We start from the raw sequence: 23,185 nt of genomic DNA, 5'->3' as shown, positions 1-23,185 counted from the left end.
TGGACCAACCACCTCGTCCAGAACCTCAGGAAACAAGGTCGCTTGATAACGCGACGCTCCGGTGACATGCGCCATCACGGCCCCCGAATCAGAAAATCCACTCCAAATGATGTTAACACACCCACTTTTCACACAGCCTGGAACGCCGGGACGACAGCGCTGCTAAACCGTCGCGCTTTTCATTGCGGCGTCGATCATCTTGGCCAGGGTTTCGAGCTGGAAGGGCTTTTGCAGCGCCGGGCGGTCGCGATATTCTTCAGGGAGTCCCGAGGAGCCGTAGCCGGTCGCGAAGATGAACGGGCGGTTGCGCGCCTTGATCAGTTCGGCAACCGGCGAAATCACCTTGCCGTTGACGTTGACGTCGAGAATGGCGAGGTCGAAATGGGCGGACTGCGCCAGCCTCATCGCCTCGTTGATCTCGCCGGCCTCAGCCGCGACGGTGTAGCCCAGCTCCTCCAGCATGTCGGCGACCATCATCCTGATCATGACCTCGTCCTCGACGAGAAACACTGAACCCCGCGGCAGCCGCGTCGCAGTCATGATGATGTCCTTGCCCGTCCCACGGTAAAGATCGCAAATAACGCTGTCTGGTGCAATATCAACATATCCTCCACGCCACCCGCGGTTGCGGGTGAGGGCAGGTGGATGGCATGGTCACCCAACGCCAAGGTATCACGGCTGGTTCCGCGGGGGGAACCTGGATTGGCAGAGAAACCTGCTTTCTATATTGCATCGAACTGTCCGGCCGAGACGCGCTAGGGTGCCTCGGTAGAGCCTTGCGAGACCGAGATGCCCGCCGTTCAAAATCCGCCGGAAAAGATGATGTTTCAGCTCAACCTGCGGCGGCGCGGGATCAGCGATCAGGCGGTGCTGCGCGCCATGGAGGCCATTCCGCGCGACGTCTTCGTGGAGCCGGCCGACCGCGCCGACGCCTGGCGCGACAGCGCGCTTCCGATCGCCTGCGGCCAGACCATCAGCCAGCCTTTCGTGGTGGCCTACATGACCGAGCAATTGCACCTGCAGAAGCACCATCGCGTGCTCGAGATCGGCACCGGCTCGGGTTACCAGGCTGCCATCCTGTCGCGGCTCTGCGGCCATGTCCTGTCGATCGAACGCTACCGGACGCTCGCCGACAGCGCCCGCGCGCGGCTGGAGAAGCTCGGATGCGACAATGTCGAGGTGATGCTGGGGGACGGCTTCGATGTCCCCGATGGCGCCGGCAATTTCGACCGCATCATCGTGACGGCGGCGATGGAGCAAGTCCCCGAGGCGTTAACGCAGCGGCTGGAGCCCGGCGGCATCCTGATTGCCCCGGTCGGGCCGCACCAGGGCACCCAGACCCTGATCCGCCTGACCAGGACGGAGGCCGGTCTGGAGCGCAAGGCACTGGTGGACGTGCGGTTCGTGCCGGCGCTGCCCGGGATCGCCCGCGAACTGTAGCTCATTTCCCCCTCATCCTGAGGAGCATCGCCGACGGCGATGCGTCTCGAAGGATGGCATCAGGCACGGTGCCAGATGGTTCGAGACGCACGCCCGGCAGCGCAAGCGCCGCCGTGGCGTGCTCCTCACCATGAGGGAGCGGGGCGGGATCGGCTGTTCCGCCAACGTCTTATTCCCAGGGTTAAGCGGTTGTTTACTGGGGACGTGTTTACTCAAATCAGTAATTTGTTGCGTACGAGTGAGTAACCATGTCCCGTGTCGTCGAGTTGCTTTACTCGCGTCGCGTTCCGCACGTCGCGGCGCTGGCGCTGATGTCATTTGGGTTTGCCGGCTGTAGTTCCGACATGCAGACGCGGCTGTCGCAAAACAACCTTTCCAACCCCTTTGCGTCGCAACCGGATACCACCAGCTCGGTGCGGACGCCTGCGGTCGAGCGCCGCGAACTGCCGCAATATTCCCGCCCGCAAGCGCAATACCAGTCACAGCCGCTGCCGCCGCCGATCTCGGCGCCGCAATCTTATCCGACCGCGCATTCCGGCGTGTCCGGGGGAGGGCGCGGCCTGTCTTCCTATGCACCGCCGACGCATCAGCCGCTGGAGACCACGGCTACCGTTGCCCCGCGCTCGGTCGCGGCCGTTCGCCCGCCAGCTCAATCCGGCACCACGATCATCGTGGGCACCAGCGACACGCTCGATACGTTGTCGCGCCGCTACAACGTTTCCTCCGCCGCGATCCTGCAGGCCAATGGCTATAAGGGACCGCGCGCGCTGTCGCCCGGGCAGCAATTGATCATTCCGCGCCAGACTGCGGCTGTTGCTGCGCCTGCACCGGGCTCAGCACCGGTCTTGGCGGCGCCTGCCAGCAAGCCCGTCGTGGCTGCCGCGCCGACGGTTCATGTCGTCAATCGCGGCGACACCTTGCTCAGCATCGCGCGTCGCAACAAGGTGACCGCCGCGGAAATCTCCAGGGCCAACGGTCTCGACTCCTCGTCCAGACTCAAGCTCGGCCAGAAATTGACCGTGCCCGGCGCAAAAACCGTGGCGGCGGGACCTGCTGCCCAGCCGGTCGCCGCTGCCGCCGCTCAACCCGGTACATTGGCTGCGCCGGTTACCCGAACGATTGCCTTGGGCCCGCAGACGCAAAGCGCGCGGCTTGCCTCGGCTACCGCCAAGGTCGAAGAAGCTCCCGCGGCTGAGGCGCCCGTCAAAGCCAGCGAAGCAACCGGCGCGCTGCCGACGTTCCGCTGGCCGGTGCGCGGCAAGGTGATCACGAGCTACGGCGCCAAGACCAACGGCAAGGCGAATGACGGCATCAATCTGGCGGTGCCGGAAGGCACGCCCGTCAAGGCGGCGGAAGATGGCGTCGTCGCCTATTCCGGAAATGAACTCAAGGGTTACGGCAATCTCGTTCTGGTTCGGCACTCCAACGGTTACGTCACCGCATATGCCCATGCGAGTGAACTGATGGTGAAGCGCGGCGACACGATCAAGCGCGGCCAGATCATTGCCAAGTCGGGTCAGTCGGGAGAGGTGGGGTCGCCGCAGCTCCACTTCGAGATCCGCAAGGGATCTTCACCGGTTGACCCGCTTCAATTCCTCAACGGGGCGTGAGGCGAGAAGCTTCGGGCGGAGGCTGCTTCCTCACCCGCAATTGCCATCGCCCGGCAAAAGCGCGAAGCGCGTCTTCGCACGAGGTGACCGGGTGACCCAGTTTTCCAGAGACCTGAGATTGGGCCGAGGCGCCGCGGCGTACTGGGTCCCCCGCTTTCGCGGGGGATGACGACTGTCTGTACCGCGACCATTGCGGTTCCCGCCAACCGCGCGGGCGAAGAGGTGTACATTTCCAGCCGGGTCAGCTACTTCCCTAGCCTTTAGGCCTGCCATTGCCGGCCGCCGTTCTTACAGTTCTCAGCGCTTCGCTTCCTGCGGTCCACAGATCTGCCGATAACCGCGTCGGGCGCGCCGCGTGAGACAATGATTGCGCGACGCTCCATGATCTGGCGGACGACTTCGGCAAGGATTGCCACCTGGTTCGGCTTCGTCCTGATGTGCCTCGGCATGTTCATGGCGATCCTCGACATCCAGGTGGTCGCGACCTCGCTGCCGGCGATCCAGCAGGCGCTCGCGATATCGCCCGATGCCATGAGCTGGATCCAGACGGCGTATCTGATTGCCGAGATCACGGCGATCCCGCTGACCGGCTGGCTGACGCGCGTTCTCACCCTGCGCTGGCTGTTCGTGATCGCCATCTTCATCTTCACCGTGACGTCGGTCGGCTGCGCCTTCTCTACCAATTTCACGTCGCTGGTGTTCTTCCGCATCCTTCAGGGTTTTGCCGGAGGCACGCTGATCCCTGCGGTGTTCTCGGGCATCTTTCTGTTGTTTCCGACGCGGGCCCATCCGATCGCCGGCACCATCGCCGGCATCATGGCCGTGCTGGCGCCGACGGTCGGGCCGGTGGTCGGCGGCTGGATCACGCATCATTATTCGTGGCCATGGTTGTTTCTGGTCAATGTGGTTCCAGGCGTCATCGCGGTGATCGCGACACCCTTTCTGCTGCCGCGGGGCAGGCCCCGCCTGAACCAGCTGAAGCATTTCGACGCAATGTCGCTGGCGCTCATGGCGGTGGCGCTGGCGAGCCTCGAGATCGGCTTGAAGCAGGCGCCGCACAATGGCTGGTTCTCCGCCGTCTGCTTCGGTCTGTTCGCGCTTTGCGCGGCCGCGACGGCGGCGTTCGCCATGCGAACGCTGAAGGCGGTGCAGCCGATTGTCGAACTGACGACGCTGAAAGTGCCGTCGTTTGCCGTCGGCTGCGGGCTCAGCTTCTGCCTCGGCGTGGGACTGTTCGGCGCGGTCTATCTGATGCCGGTGTTTCTCGCCTATGTCCGGCAGCACGATCCCCTGCAGATCGGCTCGATCATGCTGGTGACGGGAGCCGCCCAATTGGTGGCCGCGCCGATCGCCGGCGCGCTGGAGAGCCGGGTCAATCCGCGCTGGCTGTCGGCGTTTGGATTTGGCTTGTTCGCCGTGGGCCTCGGCATGAGCGCGTTCGAAAGCCGCACCGCCGATTTCGACGAGATGTTCTGGCCCCAGGTCCTGCGCGGCTTCGCGGCGATGTTCTGCCTGCTGCCGCCGACCAGGATGGCGCTGGAGAGGTTGCCGCACAAGCAGGTGCCGGACGCCAGCGGCCTGTTCAACATGATGCGAAACCTGGGCGGCGCGGTCGGCATCGCGCTGATCGACACGGTGCTTTACGGACGCACCAGCGGACATGTCGAAGCCATCCGCCAGCGCCTGATCGCGGGTGACATCACGGCCGCGCAGGCGATCGGGCTCGACCGGATTCCAACGGATCTATCGGCTGCTGCTTCCATGATCGAGCAGGCCGCCTTTGCGACCAGCGTCAATGAAGCCTGGGCTCTGCTGGCAGCGGTGGCGGTGCTCGGGCTGCTGATCATTCCGTTGGCGCGGTCGGAACGGCACGCCGACGGCGGCTGACAGGATCAGTCCGGCTTCAGCCGGACCCCGAGCCGTCCCGCCAGTTCCTGCGTGAACTGCCAGGCGACGCGGCCCGACCGCGAGCCGCGCGTGGTCGACCACTCGAGCGCCTCGTGCTCGAGTTCGGCTTCCGCGAGCTTGATGCCGAAATGGGCGCAGTAGCCCTTCACCATCGCCAGGTATTCATCCTGGCTGCAGCGGTGAAAGCCGAGCCAAAGGCCAAAACGGTCCGACAGTGAGACCTTCTCCTCGACCGCTTCGCCGGGATTGATCGCGGTCGAGCGTTCGTTCTCGATCATCTCGCGCGCCAGCAGGTGGCGGCGGTTGGAAGTCGCGTACAGGATGACATTGTCCGGGCGGCCCTCGATGCCGCCTTCCAGCACCGCCTTCAGCGACTTGTAGGAGGCGTCGTTGCCGTCGAACGAAAGGTCGTCACAGAACACGATGAAGCGGAAATCCGAGCGGCGCAGCCGGTCCATCAGCGCCGGCAGGCTCTCGATGTCCTCGCGGTGAATTTCGACCAGCTTCAGGCGTCGTGCCGGTTTGCGCTCGAGGTTGATATTGGCATGCGCCGCCTTCACCAGCGACGATTTGCCCATGCCGCGCGCGCCCCACAGCAGCACGTTGTTGGCGGGCAGGCCGTCGGCGAAACGCTCGGTGTTTTCGATCAGGATATCGCGCACCCGCTCGATCCCCTTGAGCAGACCGAGCTCGACCCGGCTGACACGCGGCACCGGCGCCAGCCGTCCATTGGGGTGCCAGACGAAGGCGTCGGCGCTGCCGAATGAGGAGGCCTCATTTGGCGCCGGCGAGGCAGCCGCGAGGTGCGCCACGATGGTTTCGAGCGCGCGCGCGATCCGCTCGTCCGCGGCCTGCTTTGGCGGCGCGGCCGGGCGTTTTGTCGCGGGCTTCGCCGATTTCCGCTGGCCAGCCCTGGAGGCGGCGCGAGACCCTGTTTTGCTGGGCTTTTTCGACATCTTTGGGGTTCCTCAGGACGCACCCATATCGGGCCTTGCGGAAGGCTGCAAGCGGCCCAAAAGAGGGGGCTGGCAGCGTTGCAATTGGGGCGCTGGCCGCTATAGTCCGCGCGAATTTGACCGAACCGGCCCGACGCCGATGGGTCGCTGGTTTACCCCCGTTTCACGAGGATTGTCCGAATGCTGATTACTCCTGCGTTTGCCCAGGCCGCGGCCGGCGGCGATACCAACAGCATGTTGATGTCGCTGCTGCCGTTCGCGCTGATCTTCGTGATCATGTACTTCCTGATTCTGCGGCCGCAGCAGAAGAAGGTGAAGGACCATGCCGAACTGGTGAAGAACATCCGCCGCGGCGACACCGTGGTGACCTCCGGCGGCCTGGTCGGAAAAGTGACCAAAGTGGTCGACGACGACCAGATCGAGTTCGAAATCTCCGACGGTGTCCGCGTCCGGCAGATGCGGCAGATGATTTCCGGCGTCCGCGCCAAGGGCGAGCCGGCGAAGGAAAAGGCTGAAACCGCCAAGGACAAGGACGAGACGTCCGCGAGCTAGCTTTTTGCGCGCCGCATGCTCCTGATTTGACGGGTCAACTCGATGTTGTATTTCTCGCGGTGGAAGACGCTGGCGATCATCCTTACGGCGCTGGTGGTGTGTCTTTGCGCCGTTCCGAACTTCTTCCCCGAGGCGCAGGTCAAGACCTGGCCGCTGTGGGCGCAGCGTCATCTGGTGCTCGGCCTCGACCTGCAGGGCGGTTCGCACCTCCTGCTCGAGGTCGACGCCAGCGCGGTCAAGAAGGACAAGATCGACCAGGTGCGCGATGATGTTCGCCGTGTCCTGCGTGAAAACAAGATCGTCTACACCGGACTCGCGGCCCGCACGGATTACGCCGAGGTCCGCATCACCAAGGAAAGCGACCTGCCGACGGCGCTCACCAAACTGCGCGAGCTGTCGCAGCCGCTCGGCGGCTTGCTCGGCTCCAGCGGCCAGCGCAGCCTTGAAGTCAGCGATGCCGGCGGCGGGCTGATCCGGCTGAACGTGCCGCCGGCGGCCATCACCGACCACGTCAGGAAGGCCGTCGAACAGTCGATCCAGATCGTCGAGCGTCGCGTCAACGAACTCGGCACCGTGGAGCCGCTGATCCAGCGCCAGGGGCAGGATCGCATTGTGGTCCAGGTCCCGGGACTGGGCGATCCGTCGCGGCTGATCAAGCTCCTCGGCGAGACCGCGAAGATGGATTTTCGCATGGTCGATGCGACGGTTTCGCCGGATCAAGCGGTGGCGGGAAGTATTCCGCCGGATTCGGAGCTGCTGCCGAGCACGGAGGCGGGCAGGCCGCCCGAGGTCATCAAGAAGCAGGTGCTGGTTTCCGGCGGCGACCTGATCGACGCCCAACCCGGTTTCGACCAGCGTACGGGCGAGCCCATCGTCAGCTTCAAGTTCAACACGTCGGGCTCGCGCAAGTTCGCGCAAGCGACCCTGGAAAATGTCGGGCAACGCTTTGCGATCGTGCTCGACAACAAGGTGATCTCGGCGCCTGTCATTCGCGAACCCATCACCGGCGGTTCGGGACAGATTTCCGGCAGCTTTACCGTGCAGTCGGCCAACGATCTCGCCATTCTCCTGCGCGCCGGTGCGCTGCCGGCGCCGTTGAAGGTGATCGAGCAGCGAACCGTGGGACCCGGGCTCGGCCAGGATTCGATCCAGAAGGGTGAACTTGCCGCCTATGTCGGCTCGATCCTGGTCATCGTGTTCATGCTGCTGACCTACCGGCTGTTCGGGGTGTTCGCCAACATCGCGGTTGCCATCAACGTCGCCATGATCTTCGGCATCCTGTCGCTGCTGAACGCCACGCTGACACTGCCCGGCATCGCCGGCATCGTGCTCACGGTCGGCATCGCGGTGGACTCCAACGTGCTGATCTATGAGCGCATCCGCGAAGAATTGCGCGGCGGACGCAGTGCGATCAACGCGATCGATGCCGGCTTCCGGCGCGCCTTGTCGACGATTCTGGATTCCAACATCACCACCTTCATCGCCGCCGCCGTGCTGTTCTTTATCGGCACCGGGCCGGTGCGCGGCTTTGCCGTGACGCTCGGCATCGGCATCATCACCACGGTCTTCACCGCGTTCACGCTCACCGCCCTGATCGTCGCGGCCTGGGTGAGATGGAAGCGGCCGCAGACCGTGCCGATCTAGGGAATGCATCCGCTGTGACAAATTTAGTTCTCATCGGACTCGGCGTCCTGATAGCCGTGCTGACGGTGGTCGCCTGCTTCGGCTGGCTGCCGTCGCTGCGCATCGTGCCCGACGACACCAAGTTCGATTTCACCCGCTTTCGCCGAATCAGCTTTCCGATTTCGGCGCTGCTCTCGATCGCCGCGATCGTGCTGTTCTTCACCCACGGGCTGAATTTCGGCATCGACTTCAAGGGCGGCACGCTGCTGGAAGTGCAGGCCAAATCAGGTACCGCCGATATCGCCTCGATGCGGGCAACGCTGGGGGGCCTCGGGCTCGGCGACGTTCAGCTGCAGCAGTTCGGCGGGCCCGCCGACGTGCTGATCCGGGTGGGCGAGCAGCCCGGCGGCGACGCTGCCCAACAGGTGGCCGTGGAAAAAATCCGCGGCGCGCTCGGCGAGGCCGTCGAATACCGCAGGGTCGAAGTGGTGGGGCCGCGGGTATCCGGCGAACTGCTGGCCAAGGGCATGCTGGGCCTGATGCTCGCGATCTTCGCCATCCTGATCTATCTCTGGTTCCGGTTCGAATGGCAGTTCGCGCTCGGCGCCATGATCGCCAACGTCCATGACATCGTTCTCACCATCGGTTTCATGTCGATCAGCCAGGTCGATTTCGATCTCACCAGTATCGCGGCGCTGCTGACGATTTTGGGCTATTCGCTCAACGACACCGTCGTGATCTACGACCGCATCCGGGAAATGCTGCGGCGTTACAAGAAGATGCCGATGCCGGAACTGCTCAACGAGTCCATCAACTCGACGCTGTCGCGCTCGATCATCACCCACGTCACGGTGACGCTGGCCTTGCTGGCGCTGTTCATGTTCGGCGGTCACGCCATCCACAGCTTCACCGCCGTGATGATCTTCGGCGTGGTGCTGGTCGGCACCTACACCTCGATCTTCATCGCGGCACCGATCCTGATCTATCTCGGCGTCGGCATTAACCGGGACGCGCCGGAAAAACCGTCCAGGAAGTGACGATGCCGGCCGCGTCGGACGCTCCGCATCTTCCGAGATCGGCGCCGATCGAGGCCTACGGCAAGGGCGGCTTCGCCTTTGCCGAGATGTCGCACCGTGGTTCGCTGCTGTGCCTGCCGGAGGCGATCTGGGCCTGGCCGGTCGCCCGGCCCGAGCAGATCGACGAGGCCTCGCTGGCCCGCGTGTTTGAAGCGGCCAATGGGATCGATACCCTGATCATCGGTACCGGTACCCGCGTCTGGCTGGCTCCATCCGCGCTACGCGATGCCTTGCGCGCGGTGAGGGTGATGCTGGACACGATGCAGACCGGACCCGCAATCACCACCTACAACATCATGATCGGCGAGCGCCGGCGCGTTGCGGCGGCGCTGATCGCGGTGCCATGAGCGGCGGGGACGGCAACCGGGAATCCGCGGCCTTCTGCGCCGACCTCGTGCGCAGCCATGATTTCGCCCGCTACGCATCCACCTTGTTCATGCCAACAGAGCGGCGCCGCGCGCTGCTGGCGATCTACGCCTTCAATGTCGAGATTTCGCGGGTACGCGAGCAGGTAAGCCAGCCGCTGCCCGGCGAAATGCGCCTGCAATGGTGGACCGACATGCTGGCGGGCACCAGCCATGGCGGCGTCGAGGGCAACCCGGTGGCGGCCGAACTGATGCTGGCGATCCGCAGCTGCCGTCTGCCGGTCGAGCGGTTGTCGCGGCTGATCGACGAGCACCAGTTCGATCTCTACAACGATCCGATGCCGACCATGGCGGCGCTGGAAGGCTACATCAACGATACCGCCTGCGCGCTGTTTTCGCTCGGCGCCGCAATCTGTGGCCGCCAATCCCCCGAGATCGAGCACCTCGCGCGCCATGCTGGCCTCGCGCAGGGCATCGCCCAGGTGATCGCCGCGCTGCCGCTGGATGCGTCACGGCGCCAATTGTTCGTGCCGCTGCAACTGCTGCAGCAACACGGCATCGGGATGGAGGAGGTGTTTGCCGGCAAGGAGACACCGAAACTGCGCGCGGCGCTGGATCAATTGATCGCCGAGGGACAGGGACATTTGAAGACGGCGTTTGCGCTGCTTGAAAGTGTGCCGTCGGAGGTAAGGCCGGTACTCCTGCCGTTGGCGCTGGTCCGCAGCGACCTGCAGCGAATGTCGCGGGCGGATAACGATCCGTTCACGCCGCACGTTACGTCGCGGTTGCGGACGCTGTGGACGTTGTGGCGGGCGTCGCGGTCGAAGGAATTTTCGTAAGCATCAGCCTGCGGTAGCGCGCTGCGTCGCGTCACCCCAGCTCGTCATACTCCGCGAAAGCGGAGTATCCAGTACGCCGCAGCCTCTCGATATAACCTCAAACGTCTCTGGAATACTGGATCACCCGCCTTCGCGGGTGATGACGGTCTTTGATTGTGGCGGCGTTTGCGCCAAATCACCCGCCTCGAAATTGAACCGGTCCCGCAAGTTCTTCCGCGACTCCAGAATGCTCTTCAGGAAGGCGCGGTCGGCGTCGCAGGTCATCATCGGTTCGATCAGATCGAGCTGGTTCATCGCCACGAGCTGCAAAATCTCGGTGCGGGGCTTGCCGGCGGCATCGCGCGGCAGCGCCTGCACCACCTGGATATGCTCCGGCGGTTTGGGACCCTTCGCCGCTGTGAGCTCGCTGCGCAGTCGTTCCTCGAGCGCGGTACCGTCGGCTTCCACAAACGCATAAAGCCCGACGCCGGTGCGGCGGTCGGCGAAGGCGACGATGGCGGCGTCGCGGACATCAGGGTTTTTCCGGATCTGCTCGAGCAGGACCGGCGCGTCGTTGACCAGCCGCCGGCCGCCGCCTTCGCGGTCGGTGAAGTTGAACAGGCCGCGGGTGATGGCGCGGTAGACCTTCTTGCCGGTCATCAGCCAGAGGCTGGCGACCGCCGATTTGCGCGCGAGGATCCTGCGCTCGGTCGGCGTCAGCGCCTCCGGCGCGTAGCTGCGCTTGTGCTTGAGGAGATGTCGCAGGTCTTCATAGGCCGCGATCCTGAACAGCTTGCTGCGCGACTTGAAGCAGGCGGCGAGCTGGAAGTCCGTGACATAGGCACGGCCATCGGTGCCGCGCAGCCAGTTTTGTTCCTTGGCGAGATCGTTATGGCAGATGCCGGCGCGATGCATTTTTCGCAGCGCCTGCTTGGCGGAGCGGAAATAGGCGGCATCGCCATGCGGCTTGGCCATTTGCAGCGCCACGCCATTGATGAAGCCGCGCACCAGCGCCTGTTTGCCGGCCCACAACAGTTCCGGCCCGACATCGAGGTTGCGCGCCAGCGCCAGCGCGCGGGCCTCGCGTCCGAACAGGTGACGCGCCGGCAGCCAGGACCACCACGGCACCTGATCCAGGCGGCGCAGCACGGCGTCGACTTCGCCGGCATCCCCTCGAAAGCGGCCGCGTTCGACGGTCGAAAACACGTCGCGCTTCAGCAGCACGCCTTCGGTCCATCGCGCCGACAGCACGGCAGCGTCTTCTCTCGGGAGACTCATGGAATGCTCACGCCGCCGCTTGAACGCGCAGATGATCGGCTATCCAGCGATCGAGATCCGACAGCGCGCGCGCGCTCATGGCTTGTTTCTTGGCCACGGTCTTTTCGTTGCCGCGCAATCGGGTGCCGTCGGGTTTTTTTGTAGGTGCGCTGGCCAGCGGCGGAAACAGCCCGAAATTGATGTTCATCGGCTGGAACGAGCGCGGGCCGGCATCGATGGTCTCGATATGGCCGCCGGTGATGTGGCCGAGCAGCGACCCCAGCGCCGTGGTCGAAGGCGGTGGCGCCAGCGATGCCGAGCGGGCATCGGCGGCGGCGTAAAGCCCGGCCATCAGCCCGATGCTGGCAGATTCCACGTAGCCCTCGCAGCCGGTCATTTGCCCGGCGAAGCGCAGCCGCGGCTGGGCGCGCAACCGCAGCTGCGTGTCCAGCAGTTTTGGCGAATTCAGGAAGGTGTTGCGGTGCAGGCCGCCGAGCCGGGCGAATTCGGCGTTCTCGAGTCCGGGAATGGTGCGGAACACGCGCTGCTGGGCGCCGTGCTTCAGCTTGGTCTGAAAGCCGACCAGATTGTAGAGCGTGCCGAGCTTGTTGTCCTGGCGCAGCTGCACGATGGCATAGGCCTTCACGGTCGGATCGTGCGGATTGGTGAGCCCGACCGGTTTCATCGGCCCGTGGCGCAGGGTCTCGCGGCCGCGCTCGGCCATCACCTCGATCGGCAGGCAGCCGTCGAAATAGGGGGTGTTGGTTTCCCACTCCTTGAAGTCGGTCTTCTCGCCGGCGATCAGTGCCTCGACGAAGGCGTCGTACTGCTCCTTGTTCATGGGGCAGTTGATGTAGTCGGCGCCGGTGCCGCCGGGCCCGACCTTGTCGTAGCGCGACTGAAACCACGCCGCTGACATGTCGATGGAATCCCGGTGCACGATCGGGGCGATGGCGTCGAAGAACGCCAGCGCATCCTCGCCCGAGAGTTTCCGGATGGCTTCCGCGAGCGGTGCGGAAGTCAGCGGCCCGGTGGCGACGATGACATTGCCCCAGTCGGCCGGCGGCAGGCCGCCGATCTCGGTGCGGTCGATCTCGATCAGCGGGTGGTCGGTGAGGGCCTTGGTGACGGCCGCGGAGAAGCCGTCGCGGTCCACCGCCAGGGCGCCGCCGGCAGGCACCTGGTTGGCGTCGGCGGCCCGCATGATCAGCGAGCCCAGCCGGCGCATTTCGGCATGCAGCAGCCCCACGGCGTTGTTGGCGGCATCGTCGGAGCGGAAGGAGTTGGAGCAGACCAGTTCGGCCAGACCATCGGTGCGATGGGCCTCGGTCATCCGCACCGGGCGCATCTCATGCAGGACCACGGCAATGCCTGCATTGGCGACCTGCCAGGCAGCTTCCGATCCGGCGAGGCCGGCGCCGATGATATGGACGGTTTCAGGAGGGGATTTGCTGGCGTTCATGGCCGAGAGAGGTAGCGCGTTTTCAGGCCAAGTGGAATGCACCGCAAACACGACAACGCCCGCAGCGGGGCGGGCGTTATCCGTTCGTCAGTCAGCTGAGAAACGAATCAGCCGTTATAGGTACCGGCTGCAACGCGCGGAATGTCCGAGCGATCCAATCCGATATCGGACAGTTCGCGATCGCTGAGCTGGGACAATTCGCTGACATTGCGCTGATAGTCCCGGAACGCCTGGATCATGCGGATGAGCGAGAGCAACATGGGGTAGTCTCCTTGTATCTACGATTCAGCTCTTGGAGGAAGCTTCATCGTTGAAATGAATATAGAGGAACATACCGCAGTGCAGAAGTTCAGATGTTGCGGTGCAGCTAAGTGGAAAACGCATGGCATCGGCAAGAATCGATTAACCTTTCGGGAGGCGCGGGAGGGATCGCCCGTCACGCCCAAAGATGTCTGAATCCTTCGCTTTTATCACGGAATTGTCACAAAGATCCGCTGCGCTTTAGGTGATCGAGGGGCACGCGATCCAATCTTGCACACAAGCTGACCCTCGAAAACAGGGTGCATAAGGCTTGATCAGGACGGTACACGCATGCGTGATTCGCATGCAGTTTCGTATGGCGCTGTGAATATAAAATCATTTCTTCGCTTGGCAGACTAAACTAGGGTGCCCGGGAAAGCTGGGTCGCGAAGTCGGCGATCGTCTTCGAATAGACCTCACTCTTGTTCCATTGCTGGATCACCGCGAAATTGGCGCTGCCGGCATCCCAGCCCTTGCCGCGCTGCCATCCATGGCCGGCGAGAAAATTGGCGGTCGAAGCCAGCACATCCGGAACGCTGCGCAGCAGGTCGCGGCGGCCGTTGCCGTCGAAATCGACGGCGTATTTGATCCAGGATGACGGCATGAACTGGGTCTGGCCGAGTTCGCCCGCCCAGGCGCCGCGCATTTCGGATGGCGCGAGATCGCCGCGTTCGACGATGCGCAACGCATCCATCAATTCGGCCCGGAACAGCTCCGAGCGCCGGCAGTCGTGAGCCAGCGTCGCCAGCGAGCGCAGCGTCGGGAATTTTCCGATGTTGACCCCGTAGTCGGTCTCCAGCCCCCATATCGCCACCAGCACTTCGCCCGGCACGCCGTAGTCCTTTTCGATGCGCGAGAGCAACGAACCATGCTGCTTCAACATGTTGGCGCCGCGCGTAAGCCGGGGAGGGATCATGCGGCCGGAGAATTCCTCAAAACTCTGGCTGAAGACGCGCTGCGACTGATCGCGGGAGAGCACGCTCTTGTCCGGCGTGACACCGCTCAGGCCCGATGAGATGACGGATTGCGAAATTCCCTTGGCGGCGGCTTCGGCCTTGAAACCGTCGAGCCACACCTCGAAGCTGCCGGTGCCGCAGTTCGCCGCGAACGCGGCCGGGATCGGCGTCAGCAGGACGGCGCCGAGTGCGATGGCTCTGAGCAGATATCGAAAGCTCATGTCGCGAAGTTTCGTCGGCAACCTCGGCCAAAACAAGGCTTCGGACAGCACCGACATGTCAAGCCGCTGGTCAACAATGGCCGACGGCTTGATGGCGCTCCGCTAGGCGTCGTTCTTGCGCTTCCACGGGAACAGGTTGGCCGGGAAATCCGCCGCCGGACGCCGCTCGCGATGCGGGCGGGGCGGCAGCGGTTGCGGATTGAGCTCGGGCACGACGACCTCGCGATAAAGGTGCCAGGTGGCATGGCCGAGCAGCGGGATGACGATGGCGAGGCCGAGGAAGAACGGCAGCGATCCCGCGACCAGCAACACCGCGACGACCAATCCCCATGCTGCCATCGGCACCGGATTGCGCGCCACCGCGCGCAGCGAAGTGACCATGGCGTCGCCGACACCGGCGTGACGCTCGAGCATCAGCGGGAATGAAACCACGCTGACGCACAGCGCCACCACCGCGAACAGGAAGCCGACGCCGCAGCCGACGACGATCAGCCACCATCCCTGCGACGTCGTCAGCACGCGCCGCGCGAAATCCGGAATCCCGGCCGCGGCCTCGTAACCGAACGCCGCGACATAGATCGCCTGTGCGGTCGCCACCCAGACCACGAAGAGCGCGAGCAGCAGCGTGCCAAGCCCGAGCATGGCGCCGAACGATGGCGAACGCAGCACCTCGACCGCATCCCATCCGGAGGCCTGTTCGCCGCGCTCACGGCGGCGGCTCAGCTCATAGAGGCCGAGGGCCGCGAACGGGCCGAGCAGGGCAAAGCCCGCCGCCAGCGGAAACAGCAGCGGCAGAACGGAATAGCCGAGCACGGTGCGCGCCAGCACCAGTCCGAGCACCGGATAGATCACGCAGAGAATGATGGCGTGGCTGGGCACGGCCTTGAAGTCTTCCCAACCGAGTCGCAGTGCCCGATGCAGGTCGGACAGGCCGATGGTTCGGATGACGGGGACGGCTGCGCTGTCTTCTGCAGCCAGCGGCGTGGCATTGCCGGGAGCATTGCCCTGAAATGGCGTGGCCATGGTCGTCGTCTCCCTTGTGTGACGGCCGGATGTCACGCCGTTGCGGGCGCTCAGGCCGTCTTCCGAAAACGATCACGATCAGGGCCAGACGCGAAGACAGGAAACCGGAGCAGGCCATGTCGCGAACTGAACCATCAGCGTACTCCCAATCATCCGCGCCGTCGCTCACGCTTCGGTGAATGCTGCATTGGCAAGCGCCGGCGGGCGCGCTAAGGTTCGGACGGGCTGTCCGTAACGTCTTTCAGGAGAAAACCATGAGCATTTTCGGAAAAATCATGAGCGCAATCTTTGGCACCAAGGCCGATGCGGCTCCTGCGGGCGGCGGTACGGCTGCCGGATCAGGCGGAACGGCGGCTGCGCCCGCTGCCACCGTGGACGTCGCTCCGATCCTGGACGCCGCGGTAAAGGCCAAGGGTGAAAAGCTGGAATGGCGGACTTCGATCGTCGATCTGATGAAGGCGCTCGATATCGATTCCAGCTTCAGCGCGCGCAAGGAGCTCGCAAAGGAGCTGGGCTACACCGGTGACAGCAACGATTCCGCCAGCATGAACATCTGGCTGCACAAGCAGGTGATGACGAAGTTTGCCGCCAATGGCGGCAAGCTGCCGCCGGAGATCAAGCACTAGGCCGGCGGGCAACCTGCGGACCACAGGACGACATCAAAAGGCCCGCCGAACGGCGGGCCTTTTTTGCATGCGAACCGAACGCAGCGGTTAGTGGCCGACACCATGCGTGGCCATATCCCAGGCCGCTGATCGCAGCTCGCTGCGGTTGAGGCCGATGTCGCGCAGGATGTGATCATCGAGGCGGCTGATGCTGGTGAGTTGCGATCGATAGCGAAGGTATTGCGCGATGGCGCCGACAAGTGATGCAATGAACATGGCCGATTTTCCCGGAGATCTAAGCAGAGGCACTGACTGGTACCGACGCCCGTTCGTGGCACCGATCCGTTAATGGTTCATTGCGCTGCAGCAAAATCGTGCGATCTTCCGTAATGTTACGGATGGTCGCCGCGCGGGCGAGGGAGGTTACTTCCGGGGCTCTCCCTCGAAGATGCGGAAAATCGCGGTCGCCGCGACCAGCAGCTTTTCGCCCGCGAAAGCCTCGGCGTCGACGAAGGCAAAGCTGCGGGTAAGCTTTCTGACCGTGGTGCGGCCGCCGATCCATTCTCCCGGTGCCGCCGTTGCAATGAACCGGCTGTCCAGGGAAATGGTGGCACAAGGCCGCTGCGCGCCCTTGACCACGGCATGGCCGAGGATGGTATCGAGAAAGCCCAGCACCGCGCCGCCATGCAGAACGCCGTTGGGATTGCCGTGCCGCGCGTCGGTCTGGAAGCCGAATTCGAGCTGGCCCGCAGAGTCCTGACGCCAGTAATAAGGGCCATTGTGCCCGATGAAGCCGTCGGTCACCCCGAACGGCTGAAATCCCGCGGGGGGTGAATCGGTCATCGCTGGATTGTTCCTGAAACGTTGCTGCCCAGGCAAAGTGAATGCCACACGGCGTCGTCAGGAGCAACGGGCCGCAAGTTGCGGGAAGGCACCATCGATTACGCCGCAAGGTCCGCAAATTCCGGGTGCTTGCGCAAATAATCCACCACAAAACTGCAGCCTGCGATCACCTTCAAGCCGTCGGCGCGGATCAGCTGCAGCGCGCCGTGCACCAGCTCGGACGCGATGCCTCGGCCGCGCAGCGCGCGCGGTGTCTCGGTGTGGGTGATGACAACGGCCGACGGCGTCAGGCGGTAATCGGCGAACGCCAGTGTGCCCTCGACGTCGAGTTCGAACCGGCTTTGCGCCTTGTTGTCGCGAACGGATGCTGCCGCCATGCGCTGAATTCTCCAACAACGATTTCCTTTACCTCATTTAGGGGCGTGAACCCGCCGATGCAAACCTGCGACCAAGCGAGGTGGCGCATGGAGGGACTGCGAATATGCGTATTTCGGCCGGCCTGACCGCTGCGCTGTTGGGCGCAGCAATGACGCTCTCACTGCCGTCAACGGCAGGTGCCCAAGCTAACCGGTCATGGCAGGCGTGCATCGGCGCGACTTCCACGCCTGATGAACGCGTGTCGGCGTGCTCGTCGGTAATCGACGCCAGGGCGGAGACCGGCCGCAAGCTCGCGGCGGCGTTCTGCAACCGCGGCCATGGTCTGACCGAAAAGCGCGACCTCGATGCCGCGCTCGCCGATCTCAACGAGGCCATCCGGCTCAACCCGGCCTATCCATGCGCCCATACCAACCGCGGCCGTGTCTACGCCATCAAGCGCGACCTCGACCGTGCCATGGCCGACTATGACGAGGCGCTCCGCATCGACCCCGGCTTCGCGCTGGCCTACAACAATCGCGGCGACGCCTGGGCCGGCAGAGGCGATCTGGAGCGCGCCTTGACCGATTTCAATGCCGCCATCAAACACGATCCCGCACTGGCCATCGCCTACGGCAATCGCGGCTATCTCCATTATCGCAAGCGCGACATGGCGCGCGCGATCGAGGACTACAGCGTGCAGATCAGGCTCAGGCCCGGTGTGCTCGCCTATATCAACCGCGGCAATGCCTGGCGCGATTCCGAACAGCTCGACCGTGCCGCCGCCGATTATGCCGAAGTGATCAGGCTGGCGCCGACCGACGCGCGCGGCTGGCGCAATCGCGGCATGATCCGGCTCTACAAGGGCGACAACGCGGGTGGCCTCGCCGATTACGACAAGGCGGTGCAATACGATCCGGCCGACGTGTTTTCCTGGAACAACCGCGGGCAGGCGAAATTGCGGCTCGGCGACAAAGCGGGCGCGATCGCCGATTTCAGGAAGGCGCTGGAACTGCGCCCGGATCTTTCGACGGCGCGCGCGAGCCTGCGACAGCTCGGGGCGACGCCGTAGCCAGCCCGCTGCCAGCGCAATTACGCCCTGATCCGGTCTTGCATGCGCCAAAGCCTTCCCCACGTCTTGGGAAGACATACGCCCCCGATGCGGCCGGACCGGTCGCCTGACAGTCGGAGTGTCATGCTCGGCAGCCGCTGACGTATGCCTCTTTTGAAGGGAGGTTTACAATGTCGACTTTTCGTTTTTTGGACACGCATCGAACCTGGGAAGACTGGTGCGGAATGCTGCTTGGATTGCTGATCGCGTTGTCGCCATGGTTCCCGACCGAGCCAGACCATGGGGGTGATGCGGAGCGCGGCTTCGTGATCCTGAATGCGTTTGCGATCGGCATCCTGGTGTTCGGCCTCGCCCAGCTTGAATATGTGGCGCTGCAGCGTTGGGAGGAGGTGGTCGAACTCCTGGCCGGGTTGTGGCTGATCGCCTCGCCCTATGTCCTCGGCTATTCCGGCACGCTCGGCATCTGGCACCTCGGTCTTGGCGGGCTGGTGTTGCTGCTCGCCGCCCTGCAGCTGTGGCAGGACTGGGATTTGAACGAGCAGGATCTGGCCAGGCACGGGCAATAGCCGCCCACGGGTCGGGCCCGCCGGTTTTGACAACGGACCGGCGGGTTTCGTCCGGACGCCAGTTCTTGAACGCGAGGGCGCGCCGTCGGCCGCTGGTGGTCCAGAACCGGCATCCGGCGAGCCATCATGGCTGTCCTCAAGCCGGCCGGATCAGCCTATAAGCTGATGGCGCGGACGCGGTCGTCTTGCCGGCGCCGCAGCGCTTCCGCTCTGGAGAACGTCATGACGAGCCAAAAGGGCCCCAACATCAAGAAGAAGCAGAAATGCAAGAATTGCGAGGGCAAGGGCCTGCTGAAGAAGGGCGACAAGGTGGTGAAATGCCAGCGCTGCGGCGGGACAGGCTTGCGCTGAGGATGCCGCCGTCACGCCGGCTCAGGAATGGCCCTCGTCGGGAATATTCAGCACCACGCCACACGCCTTGCAATGCACGGCGTCGCTGTCGTGGCGCTGCAGGCCGCAGGACGGGCAGGGAAACCGGACCTTGTTCGGGTTGAGCAGCGCACGGGCGAGATTGAAGAACAGGGTAACGCCGAAAATCATGATGACGACCGAGATCAGGCGGCCGAGCGTGCCGGGCAGGGTGATGTCGCCGAAGCCGGTGGTGGTCAGCGCCGTGACCGTGAAGTACAGCGCGTCGGCATAATTCGTGATCTGATCGTTGCGAAATTTCTGGGTCTCGTAGACGATCGCGGTCATCACGAAGATGAATACCGCGAGGTTGGTGACGGCGAAGATGACATCTTCATTGCGCCGGAAGAACGAGCTATCGGTGCGCAGGCGCACCAGCATCTGATAGTCGCGCAGCAGCCGCAAGGTTCGCAGGATGCGAAGAAAGCCGCCGGCTTCTCCCGCCAGCGGCGCGAGGAACGAGACGATGGCAACCACATCGGTCCACGTCGAAAACCGGGTGAATTCGCGCAACCGATGCCGGCTGACCAGCAGTCGCGCGGCGAAATCGGCAAGAATCCCGATGCCGAACAGGACGTCGAGCGCCTCGATGGTCTGGCTGGAGGGCAGGAACGAGGTCGCGATGATGAACAGCACCGTGACGATATCGAACCCCAGCAGGGCATAGCGGAAACGGACCCCGCGCGGCGTCGCGCCTTCGTAGAGGCGGCGGATGCTGCTCTTCAGCGAATGGAAGGTCATGGAAGCGAAGGTCATGGCGACATCTTCATCCGTTTAGGACTATGATTGCAATCGCGGATCGGCGAAACATCGTCGCCAGATTTGCCATGCAGAAGCTTTCAATTTCCGGAGCCGTCGACGTGATCGAACCCGTACCCGCTGCCGCACCCACCGGCGGCATCCTGCGCATGTCCCGCCGGGTCATGAACCTCGCTTACATGCTGACGCAAAATGCCCGCCGCCACGGCGACCGCCCGGGCTTCATCTGGGGCGACAGGTCCTGGAACTGGCGCGAGATCGACGACCACGTCTCGGCGCTGGCGGCAGCCCTCGCGGCAAGCGGCATCGTCAAGGGCGACCGCATCCTCGTGCATTCCAAGAATTGCGACGAGATGTTCTGGTCGATGTTCGCGGCGTTTCGGCTCGGCGCGGTCTGGGTTCCCACCAACTTCAGGCTGATGCCGGACGAGGTGGCGTATCTCGCGACCGCCTCCGGCGCGAAGGCATTTCTCTGCCACGGCGATTTTCCCGACCATGCGGCGGCCGTCAAGGCGGCGAGCCCGGCGCTCGAATTCACCTGGCGGATCGGCGAGGGCGCCTTCGCCGAGAAGTCGGTGAGCGAGGTCATATCGGCGCATGCGGGTGCCAGGTTCGAAAACGCCGCCGTCGACTACGACGATCCCTGCTGGTTCTTCTTCACTTCCGGCACCACCGGGCGATCCAAGGCGGCGGTGCTGACCCATGGCCAGATGGCGTTTGTGGTGACCAATCATCTGGCCGACCTGATGCCGGGCACCACGGAGAACGATGCATCGCTGGTGGTGGCGCCGCTGTCGCACGGCGCCGGCGTGCACCAGCTGGTGCAGGTCGCGCGCGGCGTGCCGACCATCCTGCTGCCGTCGGAGCGGTTCGACATCAACGAGGCGTTCCGCTTGATCGAGAGCCACCGCGTCACCAATATCTTTACCGTGCCGACCATCCTGAAGATGATGGTCGAGCATCCCGCGGTCGATCGTTTCGACCATTCCTCGCTGCGCTACATCATCTATGCGGGGGCGCCGATGTACCGCGAGGACCAGAAGGCGGCACTGACGAAACTCGGCAAGGTGCTGGTGCAGTATTTCGGGCTTGGCGAGGTCACCGGCAACATCACGGTGCTGCCGCGGGAATTGCACGATGCCGAGGACGGGCCGCGGGCGCGGATCGGCTCCTGCGGCTATGAACGCACCGGCATGCAGGTCTCGATCCAGGGCGATGACGGGCGCGAGCTCAAGGCCTTCGAGACCGGCGAAATCTGCGTGATCGGCCCCGCCGTGTTCGCCGGCTACTACGACAATCCCGAAGCCAACGCCAAGGCGTTTCGCGACGGCTGGTTCCGCACCGGCGATCTCGGCCATGTCGATGACGAAGGTTTTGTCTACATCACCGGCCGCGCCTCGGACATGTACATCTCGGGCGGCTCCAACATCTATCCGCGCGAGGTGGAGGAGAAGATTCTGACGCATCCCGGAATAGGCGAGGTCGCGATCGTCGGCGTGCCGGACCCGGTCTGGGGTGAGGTCGGTATCGCCGTCTGCGTGGCGCGCGAAGGTTCGGCCGCGGTGAGCGAGCTCGAACTCGCCACCTTCCTGGCTACAAAAGTGCCGCGCTACAAGATGCCGAAGCGGTTCTTCTTCTGGGAGGCGCTGCCGAAATCCGGCTACGGCAAGATTCCGAAGCGGCTGGTGCGCGATGAACTCGAGGCGCGCGGCCTGCTCGGTGTTGACGCGAAGCAGGGCAGCTGATGCGGTTGATAAAGCAGCCCGGCCCGCCGGCGCCCGAGCGTATCCAGTGGGTGGAGGCCCGGGGCCGCGCGTTCGCCTTCACTCTGGAAGCCGGCCTGCCGCTGCTGGAAGCCGCGCGCCGCGGCTTTGCGGCGCAGGGTTTTGCCGGCGGCGTAATGAACATGCAGAGCGGGGCGCTCGGCCCCTTCGCCTATGTGATGCCGGCGCTGTCGAAGACCGGCGACAACGCCGCATTCTACAGCGACACCTTCCGGCCCGCCGGTGTCACGCAGCTCCAGAGCGGCGCCATGACCCTGGGGCAGCGCGACGGCGCGCCGTTCTTTCATTGCCACGCACTGTGGCTGGAGGCCGACGGCCGTGCCGGCGGCGGCCATATCCTGCCCGAGGAGACCATGGTCGCCGAGCCGTTTGTGGTGGAGGCATTCGGAATCGACGGCGCGGTATTTTTGGGCGAGCCCGATCCCGAGACCAATTTCAAATTGTTCGGGCCGGTTGCGTGCGCGACCTCTGCCGCCGAGACGACCAGCCGCGCTTTCGCGCTGCGGCTGCGGCCGAACCAGGATTTTGCCGGCGCGCTGGAGGCGTTCTGCCATGAGCGCGGTATCACGCACGCGAAGCTGCACGGCGGCGTCGGCAGCACGATCGGCGTGCGCTTCGCGGACGGCCGCATCGTCGAACCATTCGCGACCGAACTCGCGATCCGTTCGGGAGTCATCGCGGCGGGGGCAGGTGGCACGCTCGAAGCCGAGCTGGACATTGCCGTCGTCGACTACACCGGCGGCCTCGCCGAGGGCCGGCTCAAGCGCGGCGACAATCCGGTGCTGATGACGATGGAGTTGGTGCTGGAAGTGTTGGCGTAGGGCAGGCGAGTTTCGCTTCGCTCGCAACGGCGGCAATCCAAACGTGCACACCCTCCAACCGTCGTCCCCCGCGTAGGCGGGGGATCCAGTACGCCACGCTCTCTCGGCTCTATTGTTGCCGTCTCTGGAATACTGGGTCGCCCGGTCGAGCCGGGCGATGACGACTGGGGGCGTTATCAAACAGCCGAACATGCGTTGACGTTCTCGCGGCGCCATGCGCCCGAAGTTTTCCAAACCGTTTGCCCTCAAGAATAGAGAGGGCGCAGGGAAAGCCGGGTGCGCGCTGCACCCGCGGTCTCGTGTGCAATAGGGTAGAGGTAGGCGGCACACGAGCATACAGGTGAAGCGGAGGCATCCGGCTTTCCCTGCGCGATGGTTTAAGGCTTATACGTGCTCTTCTCGGTGA

At 64.2% G+C, this 23,185-nt stretch carries 25 protein-coding genes; 14 read left to right on the top strand and 11 right to left on the bottom strand.

Annotated elements, in window-relative coordinates; genetic code table 11:
* Positions 1–162: 162 nt before the first annotated feature.
* Positions 163–540, bottom strand: coding sequence for a response regulator (locus Q7U29_RS11610; RefSeq protein WP_304741502.1), 378 nt, complete (start codon positions 538–540; stop codon positions 163–165).
* Between the two features lie 249 nt (positions 541–789).
* Between Q7U29_RS11610 and Q7U29_RS11605 the strand changes: the two genes are divergently transcribed.
* The 3 genes from Q7U29_RS11605 (at position 790) to Q7U29_RS11595 (ending at position 4,937) form a co-directional block, all read left to right on the top strand.
* A complete protein-coding gene (locus tag Q7U29_RS11605; RefSeq protein WP_304741500.1) occupies positions 790–1,440 on the top strand; it encodes a protein-L-isoaspartate(D-aspartate) O-methyltransferase in 651 nt (216 codons plus the stop codon).
* 248 nt (positions 1,441–1,688) lie between these two features.
* A complete protein-coding gene (locus Q7U29_RS11600) occupies positions 1,689–3,050 on the top strand; it encodes a peptidoglycan DD-metalloendopeptidase family protein (protein WP_304741498.1) in 1,362 nt (453 codons plus the stop codon).
* Between the two features lie 381 nt (positions 3,051–3,431).
* A complete protein-coding gene (locus Q7U29_RS11595) occupies positions 3,432–4,937 on the top strand; it encodes a DHA2 family efflux MFS transporter permease subunit (RefSeq protein WP_304741496.1) in 1,506 nt (501 codons plus the stop codon).
* A 5-nt stretch (positions 4,938–4,942) separates the two neighbouring features.
* Here Q7U29_RS11595 and Q7U29_RS11590 read toward each other — a convergent pair whose 3' ends face one another.
* Positions 4,943–5,914, bottom strand: coding sequence for an ATP-binding protein (locus tag Q7U29_RS11590; protein WP_304741494.1), 972 nt, complete (start codon positions 5,912–5,914; stop codon positions 4,943–4,945).
* Between the two features lie 180 nt (positions 5,915–6,094).
* Between Q7U29_RS11590 and yajC the strand changes: the two genes are divergently transcribed.
* From yajC to Q7U29_RS11565, 5 genes are read left to right on the top strand one after another with little or no spacing between them, the layout of a single operon-like run.
* Complete coding sequence (yajC, locus tag Q7U29_RS11585; RefSeq protein ID WP_304741492.1) at positions 6,095–6,466, top strand: preprotein translocase subunit YajC; 372 nt, start codon at positions 6,095–6,097, stop codon at positions 6,464–6,466.
* Between the two features lie 42 nt (positions 6,467–6,508).
* Positions 6,509–8,110, top strand: a complete 1,602-nt coding sequence (gene secD / locus Q7U29_RS11580; RefSeq protein WP_304741490.1) for a protein translocase subunit SecD — start codon at positions 6,509–6,511, stop codon at positions 8,108–8,110.
* A 14-nt stretch (positions 8,111–8,124) separates the two neighbouring features.
* Positions 8,125–9,126: a protein translocase subunit SecF gene (gene secF / locus Q7U29_RS11575; RefSeq protein ID WP_304741488.1), complete on the top strand. Its 1,002-nt coding sequence runs from the start codon at positions 8,125–8,127 to the stop codon at positions 9,124–9,126.
* Between the two features lie 2 nt (positions 9,127–9,128).
* On the top strand, positions 9,129–9,512 hold the full coding sequence (locus Q7U29_RS11570) for an Mth938-like domain-containing protein (protein ID WP_304741486.1): 384 nt from the start codon (positions 9,129–9,131) through the stop codon (positions 9,510–9,512).
* A complete protein-coding gene (locus Q7U29_RS11565; protein WP_304741484.1) occupies positions 9,509–10,369 on the top strand; it encodes a phytoene/squalene synthase family protein in 861 nt (286 codons plus the stop codon). Before Q7U29_RS11570 ends, Q7U29_RS11565 begins: the two co-directional genes overlap by 4 nt.
* Before the next feature lie 120 nt (positions 10,370–10,489).
* Here the strand turns inward: Q7U29_RS11565 and Q7U29_RS11560 are convergent, their stop codons facing one another.
* The 5 genes from Q7U29_RS11560 to Q7U29_RS11540 all read right to left on the bottom strand — a co-directional run bounded on the left by Q7U29_RS11560 (position 10,490) and on the right by Q7U29_RS11540 (position 15,567).
* Complete coding sequence (locus tag Q7U29_RS11560; protein WP_304741482.1) at positions 10,490–11,626, bottom strand: serine/threonine protein kinase; 1,137 nt, start codon at positions 11,624–11,626, stop codon at positions 10,490–10,492.
* A 7-nt stretch (positions 11,627–11,633) separates the two neighbouring features.
* The gene (gene trmFO, locus Q7U29_RS11555) at positions 11,634–13,067 is read right to left on the bottom strand and encodes a methylenetetrahydrofolate--tRNA-(uracil(54)-C(5))-methyltransferase (FADH(2)-oxidizing) TrmFO (protein ID WP_304741480.1); all 1,434 of its coding nucleotides are present in this window, start codon (positions 13,065–13,067) and stop codon (positions 11,634–11,636) included.
* Positions 13,068–13,174: 107 nt separating this feature from the next.
* Complete coding sequence (locus tag Q7U29_RS11550) at positions 13,175–13,327, bottom strand: DUF1127 domain-containing protein (protein ID WP_304741478.1); 153 nt, start codon at positions 13,325–13,327, stop codon at positions 13,175–13,177.
* 401 nt (positions 13,328–13,728) lie between these two features.
* Entirely contained in the window at positions 13,729–14,544 is an 816-nt protein-coding gene (locus Q7U29_RS11545; RefSeq protein WP_304741476.1) for a lytic transglycosylase domain-containing protein, read from the bottom strand.
* Between the two features lie 102 nt (positions 14,545–14,646).
* Positions 14,647–15,567 (bottom strand): DUF2189 domain-containing protein, encoded by a 921-nt coding sequence (locus Q7U29_RS11540; protein WP_304741474.1) that lies wholly within the window; start codon positions 15,565–15,567, stop codon positions 14,647–14,649.
* A 254-nt stretch (positions 15,568–15,821) separates the two neighbouring features.
* Between Q7U29_RS11540 and Q7U29_RS11535 the strand changes: the two genes are divergently transcribed.
* Entirely contained in the window at positions 15,822–16,193 is a 372-nt protein-coding gene (locus Q7U29_RS11535; RefSeq protein WP_304741472.1) for a DUF3597 domain-containing protein, read from the top strand.
* A gap of 87 nt (positions 16,194–16,280) precedes the next feature.
* Here the strand turns inward: Q7U29_RS11535 and Q7U29_RS11530 are convergent, their stop codons facing one another.
* The 3 genes from Q7U29_RS11530 to Q7U29_RS11520 all read right to left on the bottom strand — a co-directional run bounded on the left by Q7U29_RS11530 (position 16,281) and on the right by Q7U29_RS11520 (position 17,392).
* Entirely contained in the window at positions 16,281–16,448 is a 168-nt protein-coding gene (locus Q7U29_RS11530) for a DUF1127 domain-containing protein (protein ID WP_304741470.1), read from the bottom strand.
* A gap of 147 nt (positions 16,449–16,595) precedes the next feature.
* Positions 16,596–17,015, bottom strand: a complete 420-nt coding sequence (locus Q7U29_RS11525) for a PaaI family thioesterase (protein WP_304741468.1) — start codon at positions 17,013–17,015, stop codon at positions 16,596–16,598.
* 98 nt (positions 17,016–17,113) lie between these two features.
* Positions 17,114–17,392 carry a GNAT family N-acetyltransferase gene (locus Q7U29_RS11520; protein ID WP_304741467.1) on the bottom strand — a complete coding sequence of 93 codons (279 nt, stop codon included), beginning with the start codon at positions 17,390–17,392 and terminating at the stop codon, positions 17,114–17,116.
* Positions 17,393–17,496: 104 nt separating this feature from the next.
* Between Q7U29_RS11520 and Q7U29_RS11515 the strand changes: the two genes are divergently transcribed.
* From Q7U29_RS11515 to Q7U29_RS11505, 3 genes are all read left to right on the top strand, one after another.
* Positions 17,497–18,441: a tetratricopeptide repeat protein gene (locus tag Q7U29_RS11515; RefSeq protein WP_304741465.1), complete on the top strand. Its 945-nt coding sequence runs from the start codon at positions 17,497–17,499 to the stop codon at positions 18,439–18,441.
* Between the two features lie 170 nt (positions 18,442–18,611).
* Complete coding sequence (locus Q7U29_RS11510) at positions 18,612–19,007, top strand: SPW repeat protein (RefSeq protein ID WP_304741463.1); 396 nt, start codon at positions 18,612–18,614, stop codon at positions 19,005–19,007.
* 222 nt (positions 19,008–19,229) lie between these two features.
* Complete coding sequence (locus tag Q7U29_RS11505; RefSeq protein ID WP_304741461.1) at positions 19,230–19,358, top strand: hypothetical protein; 129 nt, start codon at positions 19,230–19,232, stop codon at positions 19,356–19,358.
* Positions 19,359–19,379: 21 nt separating this feature from the next.
* Here the strand turns inward: Q7U29_RS11505 and Q7U29_RS11500 are convergent, their stop codons facing one another.
* Complete coding sequence (locus Q7U29_RS11500) at positions 19,380–20,156, bottom strand: potassium channel family protein (protein ID WP_304741509.1); 777 nt, start codon at positions 20,154–20,156, stop codon at positions 19,380–19,382.
* 86 nt (positions 20,157–20,242) lie between these two features.
* Between Q7U29_RS11500 and Q7U29_RS11495 the strand changes: the two genes are divergently transcribed.
* Together Q7U29_RS11495 and Q7U29_RS11490 are read left to right on the top strand one after the other, a co-directional pair.
* Positions 20,243–21,919 carry an acyl-CoA synthetase gene (locus Q7U29_RS11495; protein ID WP_304741459.1) on the top strand — a complete coding sequence of 559 codons (1,677 nt, stop codon included), beginning with the start codon at positions 20,243–20,245 and terminating at the stop codon, positions 21,917–21,919.
* Positions 21,919–22,779, top strand: a complete 861-nt coding sequence (locus Q7U29_RS11490; protein WP_304741458.1) for a PCC domain-containing protein — start codon at positions 21,919–21,921, stop codon at positions 22,777–22,779. The genes Q7U29_RS11495 and Q7U29_RS11490 overlap by 1 nt, the downstream gene beginning before the upstream one ends.
* Positions 22,780–23,185 lie beyond the last annotated feature (406 nt).

It is taken from the genome of Bradyrhizobium sp. (assembly GCF_030654605.1).
In the GTDB taxonomy this organism is placed as follows: domain Bacteria; phylum Pseudomonadota; class Alphaproteobacteria; order Rhizobiales; family Xanthobacteraceae; genus Bradyrhizobium.
Note: the sequence above shows the minus strand (reverse complement) of the source record. Positions and strands in the feature narration are given on the sequence as shown.

Excerpts from the sequence above, each read along its gene's own strand:
- Q7U29_RS11595 (WP_304741496.1), top strand. The coding sequence starts at position 3,432 with ATGATCTGGCGGACGACTTCGGCAAGGATTGCCACCTGGTTCGGCTTC.
- Q7U29_RS11605 (WP_304741500.1), top strand. The coding sequence starts at position 790 with ATGCCCGCCGTTCAAAATCCGCCGGAAAAGATGATGTTTCAGCTCAAC.
- Q7U29_RS11590 (WP_304741494.1), bottom strand. The coding sequence starts at position 5,914 with ATGTCGAAAAAGCCCAGCAAAACAGGGTCTCGCGCCGCCTCCAGGGCT.
- Q7U29_RS11545 (WP_304741476.1), bottom strand. The coding sequence starts at position 14,544 with ATGAGCTTTCGATATCTGCTCAGAGCCATCGCACTCGGCGCCGTCCTG.
- Q7U29_RS11495 (WP_304741459.1), top strand. The coding sequence starts at position 20,243 with ATGCAGAAGCTTTCAATTTCCGGAGCCGTCGACGTGATCGAACCCGTA.
- Q7U29_RS11510 (WP_304741463.1), top strand. The coding sequence starts at position 18,612 with ATGTCGACTTTTCGTTTTTTGGACACGCATCGAACCTGGGAAGACTGG.
- Q7U29_RS11505 (WP_304741461.1), top strand. The coding sequence starts at position 19,230 with ATGACGAGCCAAAAGGGCCCCAACATCAAGAAGAAGCAGAAATGCAAG.
- Q7U29_RS11530 (WP_304741470.1), bottom strand. The coding sequence starts at position 16,448 with ATGTTCATTGCATCACTTGTCGGCGCCATCGCGCAATACCTTCGCTAT.
- Q7U29_RS11560 (WP_304741482.1), bottom strand. The coding sequence starts at position 11,626 with ATGAGTCTCCCGAGAGAAGACGCTGCCGTGCTGTCGGCGCGATGGACC.
- Q7U29_RS11565 (WP_304741484.1), top strand. The coding sequence starts at position 9,509 with ATGAGCGGCGGGGACGGCAACCGGGAATCCGCGGCCTTCTGCGCCGAC.
- Q7U29_RS11525 (WP_304741468.1), bottom strand. The coding sequence starts at position 17,015 with ATGACCGATTCACCCCCCGCGGGATTTCAGCCGTTCGGGGTGACCGAC.
- Q7U29_RS11500 (WP_304741509.1), bottom strand. The coding sequence starts at position 20,156 with ATGACCTTCCATTCGCTGAAGAGCAGCATCCGCCGCCTCTACGAAGGC.
- Q7U29_RS11540 (WP_304741474.1), bottom strand. The coding sequence starts at position 15,567 with ATGGCCACGCCATTTCAGGGCAATGCTCCCGGCAATGCCACGCCGCTG.
- trmFO (WP_304741480.1), bottom strand. The coding sequence starts at position 13,067 with ATGAACGCCAGCAAATCCCCTCCTGAAACCGTCCATATCATCGGCGCC.
- Q7U29_RS11550 (WP_304741478.1), bottom strand. The coding sequence starts at position 13,327 with ATGTTGCTCTCGCTCATCCGCATGATCCAGGCGTTCCGGGACTATCAG.
- Q7U29_RS11515 (WP_304741465.1), top strand. The coding sequence starts at position 17,497 with ATGCGTATTTCGGCCGGCCTGACCGCTGCGCTGTTGGGCGCAGCAATG.
- yajC (WP_304741492.1), top strand. The coding sequence starts at position 6,095 with ATGCTGATTACTCCTGCGTTTGCCCAGGCCGCGGCCGGCGGCGATACC.
- Q7U29_RS11610 (WP_304741502.1), bottom strand. The coding sequence starts at position 540 with ATGACTGCGACGCGGCTGCCGCGGGGTTCAGTGTTTCTCGTCGAGGAC.
- Q7U29_RS11490 (WP_304741458.1), top strand. The coding sequence starts at position 21,919 with ATGCGGTTGATAAAGCAGCCCGGCCCGCCGGCGCCCGAGCGTATCCAG.
- Q7U29_RS11570 (WP_304741486.1), top strand. The coding sequence starts at position 9,129 with ATGCCGGCCGCGTCGGACGCTCCGCATCTTCCGAGATCGGCGCCGATC.
- Q7U29_RS11535 (WP_304741472.1), top strand. The coding sequence starts at position 15,822 with ATGAGCATTTTCGGAAAAATCATGAGCGCAATCTTTGGCACCAAGGCC.
- Q7U29_RS11600 (WP_304741498.1), top strand. The coding sequence starts at position 1,689 with ATGTCCCGTGTCGTCGAGTTGCTTTACTCGCGTCGCGTTCCGCACGTC.
- secD (WP_304741490.1), top strand. The coding sequence starts at position 6,509 with ATGTTGTATTTCTCGCGGTGGAAGACGCTGGCGATCATCCTTACGGCG.
- Q7U29_RS11520 (WP_304741467.1), bottom strand. The coding sequence starts at position 17,392 with ATGGCGGCAGCATCCGTTCGCGACAACAAGGCGCAAAGCCGGTTCGAA.